The organism is Shewanella sp. T24-MNA-CIBAN-0130 (assembly GCF_040310185.1).
In the GTDB taxonomy this organism is placed as follows: Bacteria; Pseudomonadota; Gammaproteobacteria; order Enterobacterales; family Shewanellaceae; genus Shewanella; species Shewanella psychromarinicola.
The window spans coordinates 16,855-39,501 of sequence record NZ_JBEOPP010000007.1 but is presented as its reverse complement, the minus strand read 5'-3'; the positions used below and the strand labels follow the sequence as shown (position 1 = coordinate 39,501).

Sequence of the window (22,647 nt, the reverse complement as noted above, 5' to 3'; positions counted from 1 at the left end):
TGTTCAATGTGGCCCAATTCACAATATAGTGTAGGTGAATAATGGCAGCTAACAAGATAACATTTAGTTAACATTTGTACTCAGATGTTGAGTACTGATGAGCTTCGTGTATCGGTTTTGTGTTCCTCTCAAGTGTGATCTCCTCTGTACATAACGTAAGCGAATCGGTTGTTGTGTAGGCCTAAATGACAGTCATTACAAGGCAAGCATTATCGTTATTTGAATAAAGATCGGCTAAAAAAGACGAATGAGTTATTTTTTTGAATAAATACTCAGTAATTTTGAAATGTCATTCTGATTATTTTTACGACAATCAGTAATTTATTTTTTAAATATTACCATTTAATTGTTGATGCATTTTATGGGTAATTGTGTGGTAGTTGTTAATTAAGTTTGCGTTGTGTTTTATTCTGTGTGTTTGGTTGTTTTTTTTGCGTATTTTATTTGTTTTCTTTTTACGTTTTAAAATATTAATAATCTTAGTAAAGATAGTTAAATTTTTTAAGTCATTGATTATTGAGCGAATAAGTTTAAGTCAAATTAATTATCAATCCAGATGTTAAATGTGATGTTGTTCACATGTTGTCCATATTGACTAAAGGATTTTTATTCATTAATAATGTTTTTCAATGATTGGGAATGACCAATTATTCATAATTAAAAATATAATGACTTGTTTTATTTTATTCCAAGTTATATTCAAGTTATAGGGAGTTTATTCATGAGTTCAATAACATTAACGGCTAAGGCTATTCGCCGCAGTTTATTAGCTGTGGCCGCAACAAGTGTCGCCACTACAGGCTTATTTTCTTCAGTCGCATTGGCAGCCGATGAACAGAAAGTGGAAAGAATCGAAGTAACGGGTTCTCGTATTCAACGTCAAGATATGGAAACGGCTTCTCCAGTAACCATCATTTCAGCCGAAGCCATTCGCGCCGAAGGTTTCACTTCAGTTGACCAACTACTTCAAGCTCAAACATCAATGGCGGGTGCAGCAGTTGGTTCTAGCACCAACAATGGCGCCGACGGTGTGGCACAAGTTGACTTACGCGGTATGGGTTCACAACGTACGTTAGTGTTATTAAATGGCCGTCGCATGGTGAACTCTGGTTCTGGCGCGGACAGCTCTGTCGATTTGAACTCTATCCCTGTGGCGATGATCTCTCGTGTTGAAATCTTAAAAGATGGTGCTTCAGCGGTATACGGCTCTGATGCGATTGCCGGTGTCGTTAACATCATCACCAAAAAAGATTTTGAAGGTTTTCAATTAGATGTTAATGGAAGCACGACTAGCGAAAGCGATGGTGAGACTGGCGAGATCAGTGGTTTATATGGCTTTAACACTGACGATGGTAACTACACTATTGGTGCTGCGTATTCAAAGCGTGAAAGCATAATTCAATCCGATCGTGATTGGACAACCCCTGGTTATAGCTCATTTTTACCAACGGGTTCATTAGGCGGTAAAGTACGTGATGATGCAGGGAACTGGGTTGATCGTTCAACTGGTTATGACTACTCCACAAGCAGCTATTTCCAAACACCAAACGAGCGTTACAGTTTATTTGCTAACATGGTTCAAGAACTCGACAATAATTTAGTCCTAACAGGCGATGTTCTTTACACTAAGCGTCAGTCTAACCAACAAATGGCGGCACAACCTGCCGATGTTATGCTAAACGTTTGTGATGCTCCAGGTGTGACTGCTGGTGCGGCATGTATTCCCCTTGATCAAGCCATGACTGATGGTGGCATCGAAGCTGATGATACTGGACGAGTTAACTATCGTCGTCGTACAACTGATGCAGGTCCTCGTATTTATTCTCAAGACACTGACACATTTCGCCTTTCTGCAGGCCTTGCCGGTGACTTTGATATCAATACGGGTATGAACTGGGATATCGCTTACACCTATGGTAAAAATAAAGCGGATTCTCAAGTTGAAAACTTAATCAATGCCACCAATCTTAAGCAATCGGTTTATGCTAACCAAGATGCATGGTTCAGTGGTGATCCATTAACAGGTGCAATTGTTAATGACATTAGTTTTACCGAAAATTCTGATGGCGGTAACGAACAACACGTTGTTTCTGCTGGCTTAAATGGTGAATTATTTGACCTAAGTGCTGGTGCTGTCGCATTTGCTATTGGTGCTGAATACCATTATGAAAGCGGCTTTTACAATCCAGATCCAGTGACTGTTGCGGGTGACAGCACTGCTGCACAACAAGATGCGACAGATGGTAATTACAATGTCATGTCTGTGTTTGAAGAAGTCAGCGTGCCTTTCACTGAAAAATTAACCGGTGAATTTGCCCTGCGTTATGACGATTACTCAACATTTGGTAAAGCGTCAACGTGGAAAGTAGGCTTAACCTATGAAGCCACTGATGATTTAATGCTCCGAGGTGTCGCGGCAACAGGTTTCCGTGCGCCTAGTATCAGTGAACTATTCGGTGGTGACACAGGTTCTTTCGATTACTTAGATGACCCATGGGAAAACGCTCAAGATCCACAGATCTTGGTTCGTTACACTTCCGATGATGAGCTAAAGGCTGAAGAGTCAGATTCTTATACAGCTGGTTTAGTTTACTCACCAAGCTATGTTGACGGTCTATCATTAACCCTTGATTACTGGCGCTTTAAAGTGACCGACGCGATCACTCGTTTAGACGTTCAAGCTGGCTTAAATGAGTGTTTTGCTAACGCCTCTGCAGCTGCCTGTGAAACCTTTAACATCGGTGAAAACGGTGATCTGTCTAACGTAACTAACTCGTTAACAAACGTAGGTAGCCAAGATACTAGCGGTGTAGACTTCAACTTAGCGTATCATTTTGAAGGCTTAACTTTAGATTGGAAGATCAGTAATGACACCACCTACTTATTGAACTTCGAACAAGAAGACAATGATTACACCAACAAGATTGACGGTAACTTTGGTGCGTATGCTGAAGTTCGTAACAACTTCAGTATTCAAGCGGGTCAAGACAGCTGGAGTGTTAACTATTTCAACCGTTATATCGGTGAAATGGACGACTTAGGGACTGGTGAAAAAGTGGATGCGATTTTGTACCACAACGTAGCGGGTACTTATTATGTTACGGACATGATTACCTTCAGTGCGGGTGTGAAAAACATCACTGACGAAGAGCCTTCAGGCGTATCTAATGGAAGTGATGGTGGTACGGTACCAGAAGTGTATGACACTATCGGTCGTCAATACTACGGCGGTGTAACGGTTAAGTTCTAAGATAACGGTGCTGTTAGACATTAGAAAGTGTGATTGATTTTTATTTTCTATAGCGAAAAGACCTACACAGAGGTGTAGGTCTTTTTTATGGCACCCATTTAATGCTAGATATTGTTATATGCTGGATATTTTAATACTGGATATTGTTATCGCTAGATATTGTTAAGATTAAACAATTTTGTGGTGGTTAGTTAAAGATTGCTAGTGATTTAAGCGTAACTCATGTCGATGTTCGCGACGGTATCTTTGTTCACAATGAGTACAACGCTGTTCCGTTGGATCGGCGATTAAGCGTGGTGGTTCTATGTCCATTTCACAATCAGAGCAGAGTCCATAAAGACCAAGCTCAAGCTGGCAATGTGCGGCATCAAGCTTCATTAGCTTGGTGAATATTTCTGTGTCAACGAGTTTTACTTTTGACAGGTAATCAATAACTTGCCCAAGGGAGGTATCCATTGATATATGGGCTACTTCAGTTGTTTTTGATAAATCCTTTATATGTAGCATTAACTCACGCCTCAAAATATTTTCGAGTTGTTGTAGTCTTTGCTGTATGTCCTGAATGTTGTGCAACTGAGATAACCTTAATTGACTATGCCAATGTATAAATTCTATTCTATGCACAAAAATTTCAGACGTTATGACTAAGATCAATTCTCGATTAGATTTTTGCGATAAAGACATGAATAATAATTTACTATTGATTCATTTTGTGACATTGCACGTGTTGTTTTTGGTTTAGACAATCCAGATTAGGTATGCCGAATTGACATATTGATCATCCACGCATAGCGGTAAGACAATACCAATGCTTATTCGTCAGCGATTAACTTAGATCTGTTAGCTCTTTGCTGTTCAATACTTGCCATGCTTTGTTGAATACGCTTCAAGGCAACCTCTATGTAACTAAAACTATTGATGACTCATTTGATAAAGATCAATAGGAGTTTAGGTTAGTAATATTCACAAAGAGGGAGGATTAAATAAGTGTCCGATGAGCATGCTGTAAAACCTTAACAATCTCTTCCGTAGTTTTAAACACCCGCAGTTCTCTAAATAAGGCATCCGCTTCGGGATATTGGCGGTTTAAGTAACTAAACCACTGTTTAATTCGTGAGGGATAGTAATCTGATTTGCGGCCACTCAGCTCCTTGTCGGTATATGCCATTAACAAGCTTAATGTTTGTTGCCAGCTAAAAGGGCTTGCACCGGTTTTAATGGTATCCCCGAGGTTAGGTAGGGATATTGCGCCGCGGCCAATCATCACACTGTCACAACCAGTGACATCCATACAGCGTTGTGCATCTGCTGCGTTCCAGATCTCTCCGTTAGCAATAACGGGAATGGGTAAGCGTTTTCTGACTTCAGTAATGTACTCCCAATAAGCTGGTGGCCTATAGCCGTCGGTTTTACTGCGAGCGTGGATCGCTAGCTCTGTTGCGCCAGCTTCATATACGGCTAAAGCATTCTCCATAAATAACGACTTGTCTTCATAACCTAAACGGATTTTAGCGGTAACAGGGTGTTCAGACGGTACAGCGTCGCGCATGGCTTTGACGATATTGTAAATGTTTTCTGGATATTGCAATAAAACGGCGCCGCCTTTACTTTTATTAACGGTTTTGGCTGGACAACCAAAGTTTGCATCGACGCCATTTGACCCTAGCTCTATGGCTCTGATGGCATTTTGTGCCATCCACTCAGGTTCTTGTCCTAACAACTGAACACGTACTGGCGTGCCAGATGCCGTTAAGCCTTGATGATGTAATTCAGGACACAATTTATAGAAGACTTTTTCAGGCAATAGTATGTTTACTACCCTGACAAATTCAGTCACAACCAGGTCAAATGGATTGATGGCAGATAAAATTTCACGCATATGGTCATCAACCACACCTTCCATTGGAGCTAAAATAACGCGCACAGTACACCTTGCTGAAGTCAAAAGTCCGCTATTTTAACGTGTTTATTATCTGATAGCAGCACTAAATGACTATACGCATATTTTTGTCGAGGTATTGAATAAATTATTATTAAGAATCAGATTGATAGCACTGTTGTAGTGTTTATGTTAACTTTTTTGGAAGTCTATTTTTAGGTCGCCTAGCAATTATTTGTGGTAAATAAATGGATGTTTTCCACATTTTTTAGTTTTTTTGCAATAAACTTTACTCACTGCAGGTCTCTTTAAGCAAGCCGGCAATGATGTTGGTCACCCTATACAAATAAGAAATAAGGAAGATAAGTATTATGAATTCAATCAAACAAACGACTTTAGCGGTTGCACTTGGTACTGTTGTGATAACGGCTGGCTTTAGCGCTCAAGTAGAAGCTAACCCATTTGGTTTTCAACAATTAACTTCTGGTTATCAGCTTGATGGCGGAGAAGGCAAATGCGGTGAAGGCAAGTGCGGCGGTGATATGAAAAAGTCAGCTGAAAAAGCTGCTGAAGGCAAATGTGGCGAAGGCAAGTGCGGCGGCGACATGAAAATGTCAGCTGAAAAAGCTGCTGAAGGCAAATGTGGCGAAGGCAAGTGCGGCGGTGACATGAAAATGTCAGCGGAAAAAGCCGTTGAAGGCAAATGTGGCGGCGACAAGATGAACTCTGCAGCAAAAACCGTAGAAGGTAAGTGCGGCGGTCAGAAATAATTAGCTGTGTTTATTTGATAAAGCCTGTACTTATCTGAGAGACTAAGGCCTGAATTTCAGGCCTTAGTTTTATCTGTTTTTTAACTCATTTTTAGCATTACTCATTAATTCAAGGACACGCATTATGTCGACAAATCATGCTGATGGCTTAGCCAATGTCGGGTTAGGGCTTCGTCGCGAAATGCTGGATGAGTTTTGTCGGCATGTGCCAACTGCAATCGAGTTTTTTGAAGTCGCACCTGAAAACTGGATGACGCTCGGTGGCAAGTTTGGACGTCAGTTTAAGCAATTAACTGAACAATATGCTTTTTTCTGCCATGGACTTTCGTTATCAATTGGTAGTCCTGAAGCGCTAGATAGTCAATTTGTACACAATATAAAACGCTTTTTGGATGAGCATAATATTGAAGTGTATTCAGAGCATTTAAGTTATTGCTCTGGTACTGGCCATATGTATGATTTGATGCCGATCCCATTTACTGATGATGCAGTCATCCATACCGCTAAGCGGATAAAGCAAGTCGAAGACATACTCGAGCGTCCGTTTATTTTAGAGAATGTTTCTTTTTATGCGGCACCTGGTGCACAAATGAGTGAGGTCGATTTTGTGAATGCAGTCTTACAAGAAGCGGACTGTAAACTGCTACTCGATGTTAATAACATTTATGTTAACTCAATTAACCATCAATATGATGCCCATGCCTTTTTGGCTGCCATGCCGACCGAGCGTATTGAATATTTACATATAGCAGGACATTACCAACAAGACATCGATTTAATGATCGATACCCATGGTGCGGATATTATTGATCCTGTATGGGCATTATTACAGCAATGCTATCAATTACACGGTGTGCATCCAACATTACTCGAACGCGATTTTAATATTCCTAAAACCAAAGTTTTGCTGAACGAGATCAATCAGATCCATCAATACCAACAAGATGCTTTAGCTCAGCAGTCATTCGTGAGGAAGGTATAATGAGTTTTATCGCGATCCAACAGCAATTTATGGATTATATCCGTAATCCCAGTTTACCCTTACCGGAAGGAATAGAGCTGCGGCGAATGCAAGTTTACCGAGAGCTATTTTTTAATAACATTGTCGGTTTCGTGTCGAGTGCTTTTCCGGTGCTTAAAAGTTTGTATCAGGATGAGCAATGGCAGACATTAGTGCAGCAATTTTTTGTGAAGCATGATTGTCAAACGCCAATATTTGTTGAAATTGCGGGCGAGTTTTTATCCTTTTTACAACACGAATATCATATAACAGAAGATGATCCTGTTTTTATGTTGCCGTTAGCACATTATGAATGGCTAGAGTTGTGTGTAGCGGTAGCGCCTGATACGCCCACGTCTCAATTGATCAATACCGGCGAACTAAGCCAGCATAGCTTGTGCCTAGCGGCCTGTGCCAAGGTGGCGCAATATGCCTTTGATGTTCAACATATTAGCCTTGACTACCAACCCATTGAACCGACACCGCAAGCGCAGTTTTTTTGTGTATTTAGAGATGCAGGTGATGAAGTCGCTTTTTTGCAACTGACACCGTTAAGCGCTCAAGTGCTGGCTTACATTGAACAAATGAGCCTTTCTCAACAAGGTGTAACGGTAGATGCCATTATTAGTTGGTTAAACGAACATTACCCACAAATGCCCAGTGAAACTCTGTTATCTGGCTGTTTACCTCTATTGCAACAATTGGCACAAAAGGGCATTGTTATTTCATCAATTGAGGCATAATAGACTTAGTATATTTAAGGTTTTTATTTTGTGAGGATAGGTCTAAGATAGGCCACTTTTTGCGACTTGCATCACATCCGTTGTCCGCAAAGTTAACCTAAATGTTGACTTAACATAACGAGTGAAAGATGCCAGTAATTGCAGTAACAACATCTTCAATGTAGGAATAATCATGAGTCAGCCGTTCAAAGACCCGTTTAACATCTTTTATCTTATTGGTTTTATTTTAGTTTTGTTAATTCCTATATTACCCGCAAGTCTTTCATGGTTGACTGTAACAGGATTAATTTAACGTTTACTTCAGGTTAACCTGCGATGATATTGTCTTATTAAACCACTCTGTTAGAGTGGTTTTTTGCTTGTATGAGGACGCTTATGGCGGTTAAACGCGGATTTTTTCTTATTATTGGTTTGTGCAGTCTAGTGTTAGGCATCATTGGTATTGCGCTGCCTTTGTTGCCTACGGTGCCATTTATTTTACTGGCTGCGTTTTGTTTTGCGCGTTCCAGTGAGCGTCTTCATTATTGGCTAATTACTCATCCTTGGTTTGCTGAAGGTATTCATCAGTGGCAATCAAAGCGGGCATTAAGTCGATCACTAAAGCGAAAAGCCATGCTAATGAGCGGCCTAAGTTTTATGATTAGTATTATTATTGTGCCGATAGTATGGGTGAAGATTATGTTGTTGTGCATGATGCTTGTTTTATTATTTTTCTTGTGGCGGATCCCAGAGTTAGAATAATAAATAGCCAGTTAATATAAGCCTGTTGCAACTGAGATTAAACGGGCATAAAATCTGCTTAGTATTTTTATCAGAGTCCACCATTTACGTGGACTTTTTTATTGCGTAATCACTTTTATACAGAGTTAACTAATTATGATGAACCAAGACAGTTTAGCGCTTATTAAGCAGAGCATTAAAACCATTCCTGATTACCCTACACCAGGCATTATGTTCCGCGATGTGACTAGTTTATTAGAAAACGCAGACGCCTATAAAGCCACTATTGCGATTTTAGTTGCTCATTACCAATCAAAAGGCTTTACTAAAGTTGTCGGCACCGAAGCGCGTGGCTTCTTATTTGGTGCGCCGTTGGCATTAGAGCTAGGTGTTGGTTTTGTGCCGGTACGTAAGCCAGGTAAATTACCTCGCGAAACCATTAGCCAAACCTATGAATTAGAATATGGTAAAGATACCTTAGAAATTCACACCGATGCCATTAATGCCAATGACAAAGTATTGGTTATCGATGATTTGTTAGCAACCGGTGGCACGATTGAAGCTACAGTAAAACTTATTCGTCAATTAGGCGGAGAAGTGAGCCATGCTGCCTTTGTTATCTCATTACCAGAAATTGGTGGCGAGAAACGCTTACAAGGTATGGGAATTAAAGTATTAAGTTTATGCGAGTTTGACGGCGAGTAATCAAAGCAATATAAACTGCTTTTTTATTAGGCAGTTAACTGCATTGTGCTCTATCAAATACTTGCTCAACAATAGCATGCCAGCCCTTGGCATGTTATTGTTAATCCCTTTAAAGGGATTGAGTCCCGATAGCTCTGTGTGGGGAATTTCATGTCTTACCAAGTACTCGCCCGCAAATGGCGTCCTGCTAAATTTGAACAAATGGTTGGTCAATCCCATGTATTAATGGCATTAACTAATGCATTGAGCCAGCAACGTTTACATCACGCTTACCTCTTTACCGGAACACGCGGTGTGGGTAAAACCAGTTTGGCGCGTTTATTTGCTAAAGGTCTCAATTGTGAAACCGGCGTTACTGCTAATCCTTGTGGTGAATGTTCTAGCTGCATTGAAATTGCTCAAGGTCGATTTGTTGATTTAATTGAAGTCGATGCGGCATCGCGTACTAAAGTCGATGATACTCGTGAACTCCTTGATAATGTGCAATACCGTCCTTCCCGTGGGCGTTTTAAAGTGTACTTAATCGATGAAGTACACATGCTGTCGCGTAGCAGTTTTAATGCATTGCTAAAGACGTTAGAAGAGCCTCCTGAGCACGTTAAGTTTTTGCTAGCGACTACCGATCCGCATAAACTGCCTGTTACTGTATTATCTCGTTGCTTACAGTTTAATCTAAAAAGTTTGTCGCAAGACGAAATTAGCAAGCAACTCGAGTATGTGATCACCCAAGAACAATTACCTTTTGAGCCACAAGCGCTGAGCTTATTAGCCAAAGCGGCCAATGGCAGTATGCGTGATGCGCTCAGTTTAACTGACCAAGCGATAGCGTTTGGCAGTGGCCAAGTGATGCTGACACAAGTGCAAACCATGTTGGGCAGTATTGATGAACAACATGTGCTGGCCTTATTAAAAGCCTTGTGTGATGCCGATGTTGGGCCATTAATGCAAACGGTAGCAAAAGTGTTGGCATTCGGTGCCGATGCTGAAGAAGTATTGCGCAGTTTATTAGAGTTATTGCATCAAATCACCTTAACTCAGTTTGCCCCCGCTGCAGCGCAACAATCGCTGTTTAGTGAACAAATTCTAGCATTCTCACAGCAATTAGCGCCTGAACAAGTACAGCTTTATTACCAAATGTTGCTTAACGGTCGTAAAGATTTAGCCTTTGCCCCCGATCCTAAATCGGGCTTGGAAATGGCGTTACTTCGCGCAGTAGCGTTTACCCCCGAAAAACAAGTAAAACGCTGGCTAACAACGACGCCGGCTAACATTGATTTAAGCGTTATTGACGGTTCATCATCTCCAACGCAAGAGGTCATTGAAACAGGCCCAAAGTCTGATCTTCAGCCGCAAAAAGACATTGTTTTACCGACAACAGCATTATCTATTCAGGATGAAACTGCAGCGACCACGGAGGTGGACGTTGCTGATGCTATCGACGATGAGCCAGTCGCATCTTCACTGGTGGCTGAGCAAGCTTTGTTGTTGGACCAAGCGCAAAGTTTGGGGTTTAATCCATTGCCACCCAAAAGCGATATGCCGATTGGTAATGTTACCAACCACGTCGTCAAGCGTGACGTTAGCCATATGACAGCTGATAAGACTGCTGCCGATATTATTCATACTGCGGCATCAGACAATGGCGATATTCGTGCTGATGCTGAAACGACGACTCAAATCACAACAGCACCGCTGAAAAGGGATATTGCTGCGTCTGAAGAGCGGGTTGAAAAACATCAATTAGCGCAGAGTACTGCAGACAGCAATGTTGTAGAAAATAGTCAATTGAGTGGTAATGCGGATGATATTCCGCTCAACGCGTATGCTTTTATGGATTATGACGTGTCTGATGATATGTCCATGGAATATCAACCATTTGATCATGACGAAGAGGGGGCTTTTTCGGCTTTAAATGGAACAACTGAAGCTAACAATGTTGATGATGTTACTGACTCAAGGTCTGAACCGAAAACGGCTAATCATGTCAGTGATAATACTCGCCCAAACCTCACTGATTCTGAGGATAATGTAGACGATTTTCTTGACGAAGTGTTAGCCAGTCGTGATTCACTTATTGCCGATGTCGGGGTGTTACAACATAAAGATGAACTGGCAAAAAAAGAATCGACAAAAATAACCACTTCAAGAGTGAACAAACCTGCAGTGACATCGGTTGTCAGCGCCAATGAGTCGCCTGCAGTGACTGAAACTGATCCTAAAGCTTTTGAAGCGTTATCTACTGCCGAAACAATCAATTCTCCAGTAGTGGCAGATTATGATAGGGCTCCTTGGGTCGCGCCCGAAGAGGGTGAGCCAATCAATGCATTTGCAGATGTTCATGATGCGATTAAGCCCGTCACTGAAGCCACTATTCAACCGACAGACACGGCCAGTCATCAGCAAGCTGCTCACGCACATAATCACGCACATAAAACGAGCTCATTGACAGCCCAATCGCTCAACATTAGCGCAGAGTCTGTCGTTCGAGGTCCTACTGATGCGACGCCCATAGATGTAAAAGCCCAATTTGAGCCACACAGTATTCAAGGAAACGAGATTGATTTACATTGGTATAAAGTGATGACTAATGTGTCTGTTGGCGGTAGGGTTCGGCAATTAGGGGTGAACTCTGTGTGTTCGGCATTGTCAAATCCTATGATATTGGTGTTGAAACCCGATCAAAAACATTTGTCTGCCCAGACAGCTATTGATCAACTGCAAGACGCGTTATCTCAATACCTTGGGCAACCGACTCAAGTACAGATCCAGATTGGGATTGTGCCTAAACGAGAAACGCCCCTTGAGTTACGTAAACGTTTTCATCGTGAACTTATCGCACAGGCTCAACAGTCTATTTTGCTTGATGATAACGTTCAGTGGATGGTTCAACGCTTATCGGCTCAATTAGACAGTGACAGTATTGAATATCCGTTGGAACAGCTAGGACAAATTGCGCAGGATATTACACAAATTAACGCTTTATAAATGAACAAATACGGTGATTTAGCTTAAAATGAATATATCTTCATCTCAAAAGTGTATTTGCTAGATTGCCAATCGATTTTATTTCAGTAAGATTAGCGTCACTATGACGACTTGCTAACAACCTTAATTAGAGAGAGATACGACTATGTTTGGTGGAAAAGGCGGTATGGGCAATTTAATGAAACAAGCCCAAATGATGCAAGACAAAATGGCTCAAATGCAGGAAGAAATTGCTCGCACAGAAATGACAGGTGAAGCGGGTGCTGGCTTGGTTAAAGTAACCATGACAGGTAACCACAATGTGCGTACAGTTGAAATTGATCCAAGCTTGATGGAAGACGATAAAGAGATGCTAGAAGATCTTATCGCTGCAGCGTGTAACGATGCAGCTCGTCGCATTGAAGAAAATCAAAAGACTAAAATGGCCGAAGTGACTGGCGGTATGCAATTACCACCAGGGATGAAAATGCCTTTCTAGAAGCTAAGATGCTGACTTTTCCTCGTGTAATTCCCTTGTTATCATTTCTTGGGAATTACATTAGGAATTATAAAGGAATTTGGGGTCTTCATTCTTAGCCTTCTTAGCCTTCTTAGTTTTCTCAGTTTTCTCAGTTTTCTTAGTTTTATGGTCAGGTCGTTCACCCGCGATCCATTTGCCATAGATTGTTGAGTCCTCCCTATCACTATGCCCCATCTGATCCGCAAGCCAAGTAGGAACAGTACTAGCCATTTTTTGGGACAGTATTTAACTCAGGTCGCGTATATGGTTTATTTCACGACTTAGCAATACTCGTCTTCGCTCAACTTATTTGTTTTTATATTTTAGGTGATGCGTTTCACCATAACTGAAAGCATGTAAGTCTTTACGCGTTGATGTTTAAAGGCATTATCAGATGGCTGATCCGCACTAAACCAACTTATAACGGGTGCAACATCCATGCTGTCACAGCCTTGAAAAACCTAAAGGTTATGCCACCAAAGGTGATCATTGGTATTTAATGTCAACCTGACCCCAACTGGCTTTTTTGCTTAGGACATTGTCAACTCGGCCTATTTCATTAACACCCTATATTTCTAACATTCCTTATGAGAAGCTAATCGACACTTTAATTATGGAATATGACAATATGCTCACTTTATATGGCTTTCCCGCAAGTAACTATTACGGTTTGATAAAACATGCCTTGTTATTAAAAGGCATTGATTTTAATGAAGAGCGCACTTATCCAGGCCATCCCTCATATTTGGGAAAAAGCCCTATGGGCAAAGTGCCGTGTATTGGCACAGAACACGGTTTTCTATCAGAAACTGCGGCCATCCTTGAGTATATTGAGCATAATTACCCAGACAAGCCAATCCTGCCCAGCGATGCATTCCAAAGGGCAAAAGGCTTTGAATTGATGCGCATTGCCGAATTGTATGTGGAGCTATCCGCAAGACGGTTTTTACCCGAAATACTCATGGGTGCGCCAAAATCAGAATCAAACCGTGCTGTTATGTTACCCATACTGATAAAGGCCTTTGCATGCCTAGAGAGCATGGCCGCCTTTGGCCCTTATTTGATGGGTGAAAAGTGTACGCAAACAGATCTTGTCGTTCGATACAGTCTTAAGACAGGTGTAATGGTAGGGAAAAAAATCTTTGAAGTAGACTTTATGGAAAAAACACCAAAACTACAAGCGTGGTGGAACACTATGAGCAACGAACCGATTTCAAAAATAGTCGATACTCAAGCTGAAGAGTCCTTCCCAGAATTTATCGGCATTTTGCAAAAAGCGGCTGCTAAATAAGCCCTCACTAATAACGTTTCATATCTAAATATTTACTAGATGAAGCCATTGTAATATTCATATCATCTTAATAAAAAAAGTCATACCAATTCAGATAAAGAAGTGGATTGGTATATATCCCCTCGGTATCAATAACCTGTTATACGTAATCTGAACGATTTCTTATATTAAGCTCAGTAATACTTACTCTTCGGCCTAATACCCTAGGGGGGGTTAGTGAATGAGCCATTAATCGACCCTGAGTATACACTTCATCAAGACGGCTATGCTGCAAAACCAATCGTCTGTACCGTTTTAACCATTGATGTAATAGCGATTTTTTGATATTTAAAGCAAAATTTCAATATATTTACACCATACGGCTAGACTTGAACTTACCTTTTTACACCAGAAAGAGAGCAATCGATAATGACAACATCAAAACAACTATTTACCCTTATCTCCTCAGATGGACAACTTGAAATGTCCTTAAAGGATGTTGATGTGCCGGCCCCTAAACCACATGAAGTAATAGTGCGTATAGAGGCGGCACCTATTAACCCTTCCGATATGTGGCCTATGTTTGGCCCTTCAAATTTAGCCGCTGCACAGCTCAGTGGTGATAAATCAACTCTTAATGCACCTCTTTATCCTGGCATGTTACCCCGTATTAAATCTCGCTTAGATCAGGTTCTCCCCATTGGTAATGAAGGAGCCGGAACCGTAGTGGCTGCAGGTAATAGTGAAGCAGCACAAGCGTTAATGGGCAAAACCGTAGCCATTTTATCGGGTGGTGCTTATGCGCAATATTGTTGTGTGCCAGCCCAAGCTTGTATTGTGCACAACGAGGGCACCTCAGCCAATGATGCCGCTTCCTCTTTTGTAAACCCACTTACCGCCTTGGGTATGGTAGAAACCATGCGTATGGAAGGCCATACGGCATTAGTGCACACCGCCGCTGCATCGAGTTTAGGACAGATGCTAAATAAAATTTGTCTGGCTCAAGACGTCCCTTTAGTCAATATTGTTAGAAAGCAGCAACAGGTGGACATACTCAAGGCGATTGGTGCCAAGTATATTTGTGATTCGTCCAGTGACACTTTCAAGGCTGACTTATATAAAGCCATAGATGAAACCGGTGCTACCTTAGCCTTTGATGCCATAGGTGGGGGCGACGTAGTGAGCGATATACTGACCGCCATGGAACAATCGGGCAGTAAAGACGCAGTAGGTTTTAATACCTATGGCTCTGAATCTAATAAACAAGTTTATATATACGGTGGTCTGGACTTTTCTCCTACCATCTTGAACCGCGCATACGGGATGACATGGAGCATAGGAGGGTGGTTATTGATGAGATTCTTGGGTAAGCTGCAACCTCAGCAAATCGGTCAGCTGCAAAAACAAGTGGCCAATGAAATCAAAACCACCTTTGCCAGTGCATTTACTGATGAATTAAGTTTTGAACAAGCCATGACTCCGGCGATTATTTTGCAGTACACCGCCAAAAAAACCGGTGAGAAATACCTCATTAATCCAAATAAAGCGTAGTAAATTTGCCATATGGGGATGTAGTTGATACATCCCCTTTTTTCGTTTGGTGTAATAACATGGTCTGAATAACGGTGTTGTTCAGGACAGTTGCTACAGAAATGTAGCTAGTCATACCCAATTCTTGATGCAATATTGATGCAATTTTTACAGGTTTTTTCCAGCAACGAACTATAACATTCTTAGCCGTTGAGCATGATTTATGCGACCAAGAAACCATGTCCAAAGTTATTTAACGTCAATAATTTAATAATAAACTGACTATTATGCTGAAGTACGTAATGGAATACCTGCTGTCCTTTATTAAGGATCCCATCACGGTTCTTTTATTGTTTATAAGAAAAATTTGGGGTTTCGTATTTTTTAAAAAGGTTGGTTTATTCAACTAGTGCGGTCTGACTCGTACCAGAGCCACCAATAATGGGTGACCAATGTGACGACCGTACTTTCCATTTTCCAGCCTCCTTAGTATATACTTGGCTAACTCGGGTTCTATAATTTGCCACAGCAGGACTTCCTTTTGGAGTCATAGAACCCTCCGAATAATAATGGGCCAATGCAATTTTATCTGGTACCAAAATGGTAACTTGAATATGTTTAACATCGATATTGAACGCGTCATATTCTTCTAGCCGTCCATCGGCTTTGATTGTTTGGATCAGTCCGCCACTAGACCAGAACTCTATAGCGCCTTCGTTCGAATAGGTGCCTTCAAGCCCCTTGAGATTCTTTTTTACATAAGCATTATCGTCCATGATAGTCTTTTTGACCTCTTGCTCGGTCGCCATCGCTGTTTGAATAAATGTGCCAGTGATAACTAACAATCCAATTAGTGCAATGAATAGTTTTTTCATTATTGTATCTCCTTTGCTATTTGTTAACTCATCTATCATGACTGTTGCTATATTTCCATGGAGGTTGAGGCTCTCCATTTTCAAGAAGTGGAATTAACGTCTCTCATTAGTCGGATATTAATATTAGCAGTATGATAATTAAGACCTTTAATGAATTTTAGAATGAAAAACACTAAAGCTCGTGTTGAAGTATAGATGAACTTATTCCTATTGCTTAGAATATTTCCGTCCTTAGCATTAGCGTGGCGATATTTTTAGTCACGTTGAATTAGGCCGATGACATTAGTATTTAATGACGCTTACTTCTTATAATCTAAATGAACAGTCCTTATACTAAAATCTTATAACGTCTGTTTTGGTATCAACATTTTTTAGGTGAAATAAAGTTAACGCTTAAATGTAGACTGTTTTAAAGCATGACTCGTCGTTAACACAGCTGCATTTTATGATGTCAATTCTGGTCGCTATTTAACATTAATTTTCTGTTTATTTAAGTTCGGATTTTGAATTTGTATGCTGGGTTATAAACTACGATTTCCTTATTATAAAATTCGGTGCACTCTATAGACAAAGTTAGTTAGAAACTATTTTGGAACTATATTGGAAATTTTAGGATTAATTTTTATGACATAAATAACCCTAAAAATATAAAGAGGTTAAAAGATTAAAATATTAAATAAAATAGTATGTTAATGCTAGTAATATACAATCAACCATTTGCCAGACGAAATTGAAATGCCGATTTAATCTGCGCATTTTTATTGTTAGCCATAAACTGCATTCGCCAGGGCTTATTATTCAATAATGACATAACCTTGTACTTGATAGTCACCCCCAGTGTCATGATGCATTGCTGAAAACTATTTCGAGGATAAGGTTATTAAAAAAGCCGAATACACATGAATCAAAAAGCAAACGGTTAGAATGCTGAGCGTTAGTTAACTGACCAAGCGTGTCTTTAGAGCGTTAACCTCAGAATGCATGTATCAATATTAACGTTAGCCAAAAAACCTAGTGCAATGTGCGACTTGGGTTTATGTCAGTTATTACATCAGTGAACCAAGTCGTTCATTTTAGGTTATATATCACCAATCAATTTTTGAAAGTAAACTAGCTTAAAAAGTGTCTGTTTTTAGTTGAGCGCTATCATTAGACCTCACGATAGGGTTTTATCGGCAACAGGGCATAGTTTAGGTCATAGTTTAGGGTATCGTTTATTGCTGCTCTGCTTCTATTTTTACCCCATTACTACTTGGTTGCGGCCATTTTGTTTTGCCTGATAGAGTGCTCTATCTGCATTTTTAATCAGACACAGGTAGTCTTTACACTCAGACGTTAGTCCTGCGACACCAACACTCACAGTAACCCCAATTGAAAGCATATCTATGCCAGGCTCTTCAGGCAGTGGCAACTGAGTGTTCTCCACAACCTGCCTGAGTCGTTCAGCCAGTTTATAGGATGTAGAAATTTGAGTTCGAGGAAGAATGACCACAAACTCTTCACCACCATATCGGGCAAGTACATCCGACTCTCTTAATGACTCTTTGATATTTTGGGCGATATTTTTCAGTACTAAGTCTCCAATCTGATGACCATAGTTATCATTAATGATTTTGAAATGATCGATATCGATCATAAAGATAGACAGAGGCTTAGAGTAACTTTGGGCCCTTTGTGTCTCCTCTTTAAGGCGACGGTCTAAGTAACGACGGTTGAAGATCCCCATTAGTGAGTCGGTGATGTTTTCCTGCTTGAGGGCATACAACTGCATGATGTCGCTGGTCGTTTTGAGTGACAGGCTACAAACAACAAATACAAAAATAGCTCCGCAAAAAAATATAATCGGCACGACGAGATCGAGTGGTTGATAAGATTTAACTAAGCTAAATTTTGCGTATACGACATAACCTGCGATAAAAAACAGGATCAGCAGAATCAGAAACCCCCAACTATAGCGTAATCCACCTATTGGTAGCTGGCGAAATAGCGTCCATACTGGTCCGATGGCCATTGCCAGTAATAGCGCTCCGCAAATAACCAGTCCGCTACCTAATACGGGTAAAATATCGTACATTTTGAGTCCTTACTCTGGAGTCACTTCAATTTGAAAACGCTTCACCTTGAGATGTTTTCAATATCGTCGTGAATATCGTCCTTGGAACCACAGAACATATCGGGGATACAATGATAGAATATCAGATGGATTAAACAAAAATGTGATAGCTCTCAAATATAGATTAACTTCTTTTCTGATTATGTGAGCCCGTTAATGAAATGAATGAATATTGTTGTAATTCGGTTGGTTACTTAGATTTTTACTGCAGTATAAACAGAGGTTGTTTGAACCCGCTTCGGTGTTCATCATTATTAACAAGCCTAGCAGAAGAAGTATTAATTGAGCTCTTTACATATCTTCGATGTAACGATGACTCTGGGCATTTGGTTAAAGCATTAAATAAAAACACTTTGTAATGGCTCGATTGTTGGCTTCATTTATTCTAAAAAGCATTAATCTTTGCATTCGAGCGCAGCACAGATAATAATCGCACTGCATTGGTGCTATCGCAGATTGGCTTGGCTGATCACAAAAAGGGTTTCACCAATAACATCACAATGAGTTTAGTTATTAAGGTATTGGCAATTTATGAAATTTAGTCCTTTGGTCGATGAATTAATTCAATCTTTACGCGCTTTGCCAGGCGTCGGACCTAAGTCGGCACAGCGTATGGCGTTTCAATTGCTTGAGCGTGAACGTAAAGTTGGCCTTAAGCTTGCCGATTCGTTACAAAAAGCCATGTCTGAAGTCGGCCACTGTCAAAGTTGCCGTACATTTACCGAACAAGATTTATGCCCCATATGCAGTAGCCATCGGCGTATTAATGCAGGGATTATTTGCGTGGTCGAAACCCCTGCCGATGTGCTTGCCATTGAGGCGGGTGGACATTTCAATGGCCGCTATTTTGTATTGTTAGGGCACTTGTCGCCATTAGACGGTGTTGGTCCTGAAGAACTGGGTCTGGCCTTACTTGAGCGCCATTTAATCTCTGATGAAGTGAGCGAGCTTATTCTTGCCACAAACCCTACCGTTGAGGGGGATGCTACCGCACACTTTATTGCGGATATGGCTAGGAGACACAATGTGGTGATTAGCCGTATCGCTCATGGCGTTCCTGTCGGTGGTGAGCTTGAATATGTTGATAGCACCACCTTAGCCTTGTCATTTAATGGTCGTATTCCGCTGTAGAAAAGCGGCTTACTCATTGAAAACCACTGTGCCAGCGGATCATTAATCAGGTTTGCTGGCATTATTTCATCCATCAAGGGCGATTAATGGGGTAATAGGGGCGGACATTATTCGCCATATTGGCCTGATTTGAGCCTAACGGATGATTTATTATTCAACAAGGCGGTGTTGCCCCTTGAAAATATTGTAACGTTCCCCCATCTCTTGGTTAACACCGATTTTTAAGGCGAGTAGATTAATCGACTCGTGATTGTTTCAACGTAACACCAAGGGAAATATTCATGTCACAACAAGAAACTCATGGCTTTCAAACCGAAGTAAAACAACTTCTGCAGTTGATGATCCACTCTCTGTATTCAAATAAAGAGATTTTCTTACGTGAGCTAGTCTCAAATGCGGCCGATGCAGCAGATAAACTCCGCTATTTAGCCTTAACCGATGATGCCTTATATGAAGGTAACGGTGATTTACGCGTCCGTGTTAGTGCCAATAAAGAAAAAGGCACAGTAACCATTACTGATAATGGTATTGGTATGACCCGTGATAGCGTCATTGAACACTTAGGCACTATCGCCAAATCGGGCACTAAAGAGTTTTTCAGTAACCTTTCTGGCGAAGCGTCAAAAGACACACAATTAATTGGTCAGTTTGGTGTGGGCTTCTATTCTGCTTTCATCGTGTCCAAAAAAGTCACTGTGCGAACTCGTGCTGCCGGTCATGCGGCTAATGAAGGCGTATTGTGGGAGTCAGAAGGTGAAGGTTCATTTAGTGTAGACAGTATTACTAAAAATGAACGTGGTACTGAAATTGTCCTGCATTTACGTGATGAAGAAACCGAGTTTGCTGACGATTATCGTCTACGATCAATTATCACTAAGTATTCTGATCATATCTCTGTTCCGGTACAAATGTGGAATGAAGGTACACCAGAGTCTGATGGCCCTGATGGCGAGAAAGTAGCGGCAACCGAAGGTGAGTGGAAAGTGATGAACAAAGCCACCGCGCTTTGGACTCGTAATAAGTCAGATATCACAGAAGAAGAATACCAAGAATTTTATAAACATATTTCTCACGATTACAGCGAGGCATTAAAATGGTCTCACAATCGTGTCGAAGGCAAACAAGAATACACCAGCTTGTTGTATATCCCAGCCAAAGCGCCGTGGGATATGTGGAATCGTGACCATAAACATGGCTTGAAGCTGTTTGTTCAGCGTGTGTTTATTATGGATGAAGCCGAGCAGTTTTTGCCTTCTTACTTACGTTTCGTTCGCGGGTTAATCGATTCAAATGACTTGCCGCTAAACGTATCTCGAGAAATTTTACAAGATAATCAAGTAACTACAGCAATGCGCGTGGGGATCACCAAACGTGTGTTAGGTATGCTTGAAAAACTGGCTAAAGATGAGCCTGAACAATACCAGTCTTTTTGGGCTGAGTTTGGTCAAGTATTAAAAGAAGGCCCAGCAGAAGACTTTGCTAACAAAGAGCGCATTGCAGGACTATTGCGTTTTGCTTCTACTGATGACAATTCGGCCGCCACAACGGTGTCATTAGCTGCTTATATTGAGCGCATGAAGGAAGGCCAAGACAAGATTTACTATATTGTTGCCGACAGCCATGAAGCCGCAGCAAATAGTCCTCATCTTGAATTACTGCGCAAAAAAGGCATTGAAGTATTATTAATGTCAGAGCGTATCGATGAATGGTTAGTGAACCACCTAACTGAATTCAAAGAGAAGAAGTTACATTCTGTCACCCAAGGTGATTTAGAATTAGGCGAGCTTGAAGATGCGGCCGATAAAGAAGCTCATGACAAAGTTGCTGAAGAATCAAAAGCACTTGTTGAACGAGTTAAAGCTGCACTTGCTGACCGCGTATCGGCAGTTCGTGTTACATCACGCCTAACTGACACGCCAGCATGTGTGGTAGCCGGTGAAGGTGAAATGTCGACTCAGATGATTAAACTGATGCAAGCTGCAGGTCAGCCAGTGCCAGATTCTAAGCCAACATTTGAGATTAATCCAACCCATCCTTTGGTTGAACATCTTAGTAACGAAGCTGACGAAAAACTGTTTGCTGATTGGGCTAACTTGTTATTACAACAAGCGTTGTTATCAGAAAAAGGCAGTCTGGCCGATCCATCAGCGTTTATTAAACTGACCAATCAAATGTTATTGGCGAGTGTAAAATAACTTCGATTTAAGCAGTAAAAGCGGACAATAAGTCCGCTTTTGTTTTTGTCATACCGCGGAGGCAATATGGACTACCTCATCGATCTTACTAAAGATAATATTCAGCAAGTTGTTGATACCTCAATGCAAAAAATGGTGGTATTGGCATTTTGGACTCAACAACAGCCCGAAAGTGTACAGATGTTACAAACGCTGGAACAACTGGTAACGGCACAAGCTGGACGATTTATTTTAGCCAAAGTGGATTGTGAAACAGAGTTAGAAATTGCTAACTATTTCCAAATTCAAGATGTACCGACCACATTAATTTTAGATAAAGGCAGACCGATTGATGGTTTTGCTGGGCAACAAAGCCAACAACAAATTTGCGACATACTCGACAAACATTTACCGCCGATGTGGATACAAGCGTTTGATGAGGTTAAGCAAAAATTAGCCCAAGGCGAGTTATCGTCGCAAGACTTGGGCAAAATAGCAGACCAATTAACAATCATTTATAACGATGCGCATCAGCCAGCTGAAGTTGCATTGGTGATGATAGATGTGGCGTTACAGCAAGGTTTATTAGCGGAAGCAAAAGTGTTGCTAGCCCGTATAGGTTTAGCTGATCAAGATAGTTACTATCACAATTTAGTCGCCAAATTAGCGTTAGCGGAAGATGCGGCAGATACGCCTGAAATTCGTCAACTGCAACAGAATGTTGCCGACCAACCTGACAATATTGATGCGGTGTTAATCTTAGCCAAAGCATTAAATGTTGCCCATCGTAATGAAGAAGCACTCGAATTATTGTTCGCTATTTTACAAAAAGACATGAGCGCTGCAGAGGGTAACGTTAAACAAGTCTTCATGGACATTTTAACTGCGATTGGCCAAGGCAATGCGTTAGCCAATTTATATCGGCGTAAATTGTATACTTTATTGTATTAAACAATTGCAGCCATTTTGTTACAATCCTTATTAGATTTAGGTCTAATGTTAT

General features: G+C 40.9%; 17 protein-coding genes. 13 read left to right on the top strand and 4 right to left on the bottom strand.

The window, feature by feature from the left end:
• Window positions 1–721: 721 nt before the first annotated feature.
• Window positions 722–3,250, top strand: a complete 2,529-nt coding sequence (locus tag AAEZ02_RS04460) for a TonB-dependent receptor plug domain-containing protein (RefSeq protein WP_124011762.1) — start codon at window positions 722–724, stop codon at window positions 3,248–3,250.
• 201 nt (window positions 3,251–3,451) lie between these two features.
• On the opposite strand, the gene AAEZ02_RS04455 is transcribed toward AAEZ02_RS04460, so the two are convergent.
• Together AAEZ02_RS04455 and dusC are read right to left on the bottom strand one after the other, a co-directional pair.
• Window positions 3,452–3,757, bottom strand: coding sequence for a TraR/DksA C4-type zinc finger protein (locus tag AAEZ02_RS04455; protein WP_232772055.1), 306 nt, complete (start codon window positions 3,755–3,757; stop codon window positions 3,452–3,454).
• A gap of 472 nt (window positions 3,758–4,229) precedes the next feature.
• Entirely contained in the window at window positions 4,230–5,174 is a 945-nt protein-coding gene (gene dusC, locus AAEZ02_RS04450; RefSeq protein ID WP_124011761.1) for a tRNA dihydrouridine(16) synthase DusC, read from the bottom strand.
• Between the two features lie 326 nt (window positions 5,175–5,500).
• Between dusC and AAEZ02_RS04445 the strand changes: the two genes are divergently transcribed.
• The 9 genes from AAEZ02_RS04445 (at window position 5,501) to AAEZ02_RS04405 (ending at window position 15,372) form a co-directional block, all read left to right on the top strand.
• Entirely contained in the window at window positions 5,501–5,899 is a 399-nt protein-coding gene (locus tag AAEZ02_RS04445) for an HvfA family oxazolone/thioamide-modified RiPP metallophore (RefSeq protein ID WP_351122100.1), read from the top strand.
• A gap of 124 nt (window positions 5,900–6,023) precedes the next feature.
• The gene (locus tag AAEZ02_RS04440) at window positions 6,024–6,881 is read left to right on the top strand and encodes an HvfB family MNIO-type RiPP peptide maturase (protein ID WP_124011759.1); all 858 of its coding nucleotides are present in this window, start codon (window positions 6,024–6,026) and stop codon (window positions 6,879–6,881) included.
• Window positions 6,881–7,642, top strand: coding sequence for an HvfC family RiPP maturation protein (locus AAEZ02_RS04435; protein WP_124011758.1), 762 nt, complete (start codon window positions 6,881–6,883; stop codon window positions 7,640–7,642). Before AAEZ02_RS04440 ends, AAEZ02_RS04435 begins: the two co-directional genes overlap by 1 nt.
• A 375-nt stretch (window positions 7,643–8,017) precedes the next feature.
• Entirely contained in the window at window positions 8,018–8,383 is a 366-nt protein-coding gene (locus tag AAEZ02_RS04430; RefSeq protein WP_124011757.1) for a YbaN family protein, read from the top strand.
• A 132-nt stretch (window positions 8,384–8,515) separates the two neighbouring features.
• The gene (apt, locus tag AAEZ02_RS04425) at window positions 8,516–9,067 is read left to right on the top strand and encodes an adenine phosphoribosyltransferase (RefSeq protein WP_101032088.1); all 552 of its coding nucleotides are present in this window, start codon (window positions 8,516–8,518) and stop codon (window positions 9,065–9,067) included.
• 150 nt (window positions 9,068–9,217) lie between these two features.
• Window positions 9,218–12,052 carry a DNA polymerase III subunit gamma/tau gene (gene dnaX / locus AAEZ02_RS04420; RefSeq protein ID WP_124011756.1) on the top strand — a complete coding sequence of 945 codons (2,835 nt, stop codon included), beginning with the start codon at window positions 9,218–9,220 and terminating at the stop codon, window positions 12,050–12,052.
• Window positions 12,053–12,197: 145 nt separating this feature from the next.
• A complete protein-coding gene (locus AAEZ02_RS04415; protein ID WP_101032086.1) occupies window positions 12,198–12,530 on the top strand; it encodes a YbaB/EbfC family nucleoid-associated protein in 333 nt (110 codons plus the stop codon).
• 649 nt (window positions 12,531–13,179) lie between these two features.
• Window positions 13,180–13,842: a glutathione S-transferase family protein gene (locus AAEZ02_RS04410; RefSeq protein ID WP_351088433.1), complete on the top strand. Its 663-nt coding sequence runs from the start codon at window positions 13,180–13,182 to the stop codon at window positions 13,840–13,842.
• A gap of 408 nt (window positions 13,843–14,250) precedes the next feature.
• Window positions 14,251–15,372 carry a zinc-binding dehydrogenase gene (locus AAEZ02_RS04405; RefSeq protein WP_124011754.1) on the top strand — a complete coding sequence of 374 codons (1,122 nt, stop codon included), beginning with the start codon at window positions 14,251–14,253 and terminating at the stop codon, window positions 15,370–15,372.
• A 377-nt stretch (window positions 15,373–15,749) separates the two neighbouring features.
• On the opposite strand, the gene AAEZ02_RS04400 is transcribed toward AAEZ02_RS04405, so the two are convergent.
• Window positions 15,750–16,226, bottom strand: a complete 477-nt coding sequence (locus AAEZ02_RS04400) for a Cif family virulence factor (protein WP_124011753.1) — start codon at window positions 16,224–16,226, stop codon at window positions 15,750–15,752.
• Between the two features lie 1,237 nt (window positions 16,227–17,463).
• Window positions 17,464–18,300 carry a GGDEF domain-containing protein gene (locus AAEZ02_RS04395; RefSeq protein WP_124011752.1) on the bottom strand — a complete coding sequence of 279 codons (837 nt, stop codon included), beginning with the start codon at window positions 18,298–18,300 and terminating at the stop codon, window positions 17,464–17,466.
• 570 nt (window positions 18,301–18,870) lie between these two features.
• Between AAEZ02_RS04395 and recR the strand changes: the two genes are divergently transcribed.
• The 3 genes from recR to AAEZ02_RS04380 all read left to right on the top strand — a co-directional run bounded on the left by recR (window position 18,871) and on the right by AAEZ02_RS04380 (window position 22,595).
• Window positions 18,871–19,470 (top strand): recombination mediator RecR, encoded by a 600-nt coding sequence (gene recR, locus AAEZ02_RS04390; protein ID WP_101032082.1) that lies wholly within the window; start codon window positions 18,871–18,873, stop codon window positions 19,468–19,470.
• 281 nt (window positions 19,471–19,751) lie between these two features.
• A complete protein-coding gene (gene htpG / locus AAEZ02_RS04385) occupies window positions 19,752–21,665 on the top strand; it encodes a molecular chaperone HtpG (RefSeq protein WP_124011751.1) in 1,914 nt (637 codons plus the stop codon).
• Between the two features lie 66 nt (window positions 21,666–21,731).
• The gene (locus AAEZ02_RS04380) at window positions 21,732–22,595 is read left to right on the top strand and encodes a tetratricopeptide repeat protein (protein ID WP_124011750.1); all 864 of its coding nucleotides are present in this window, start codon (window positions 21,732–21,734) and stop codon (window positions 22,593–22,595) included.
• Window positions 22,596–22,647: the final 52 nt, after the last annotated feature.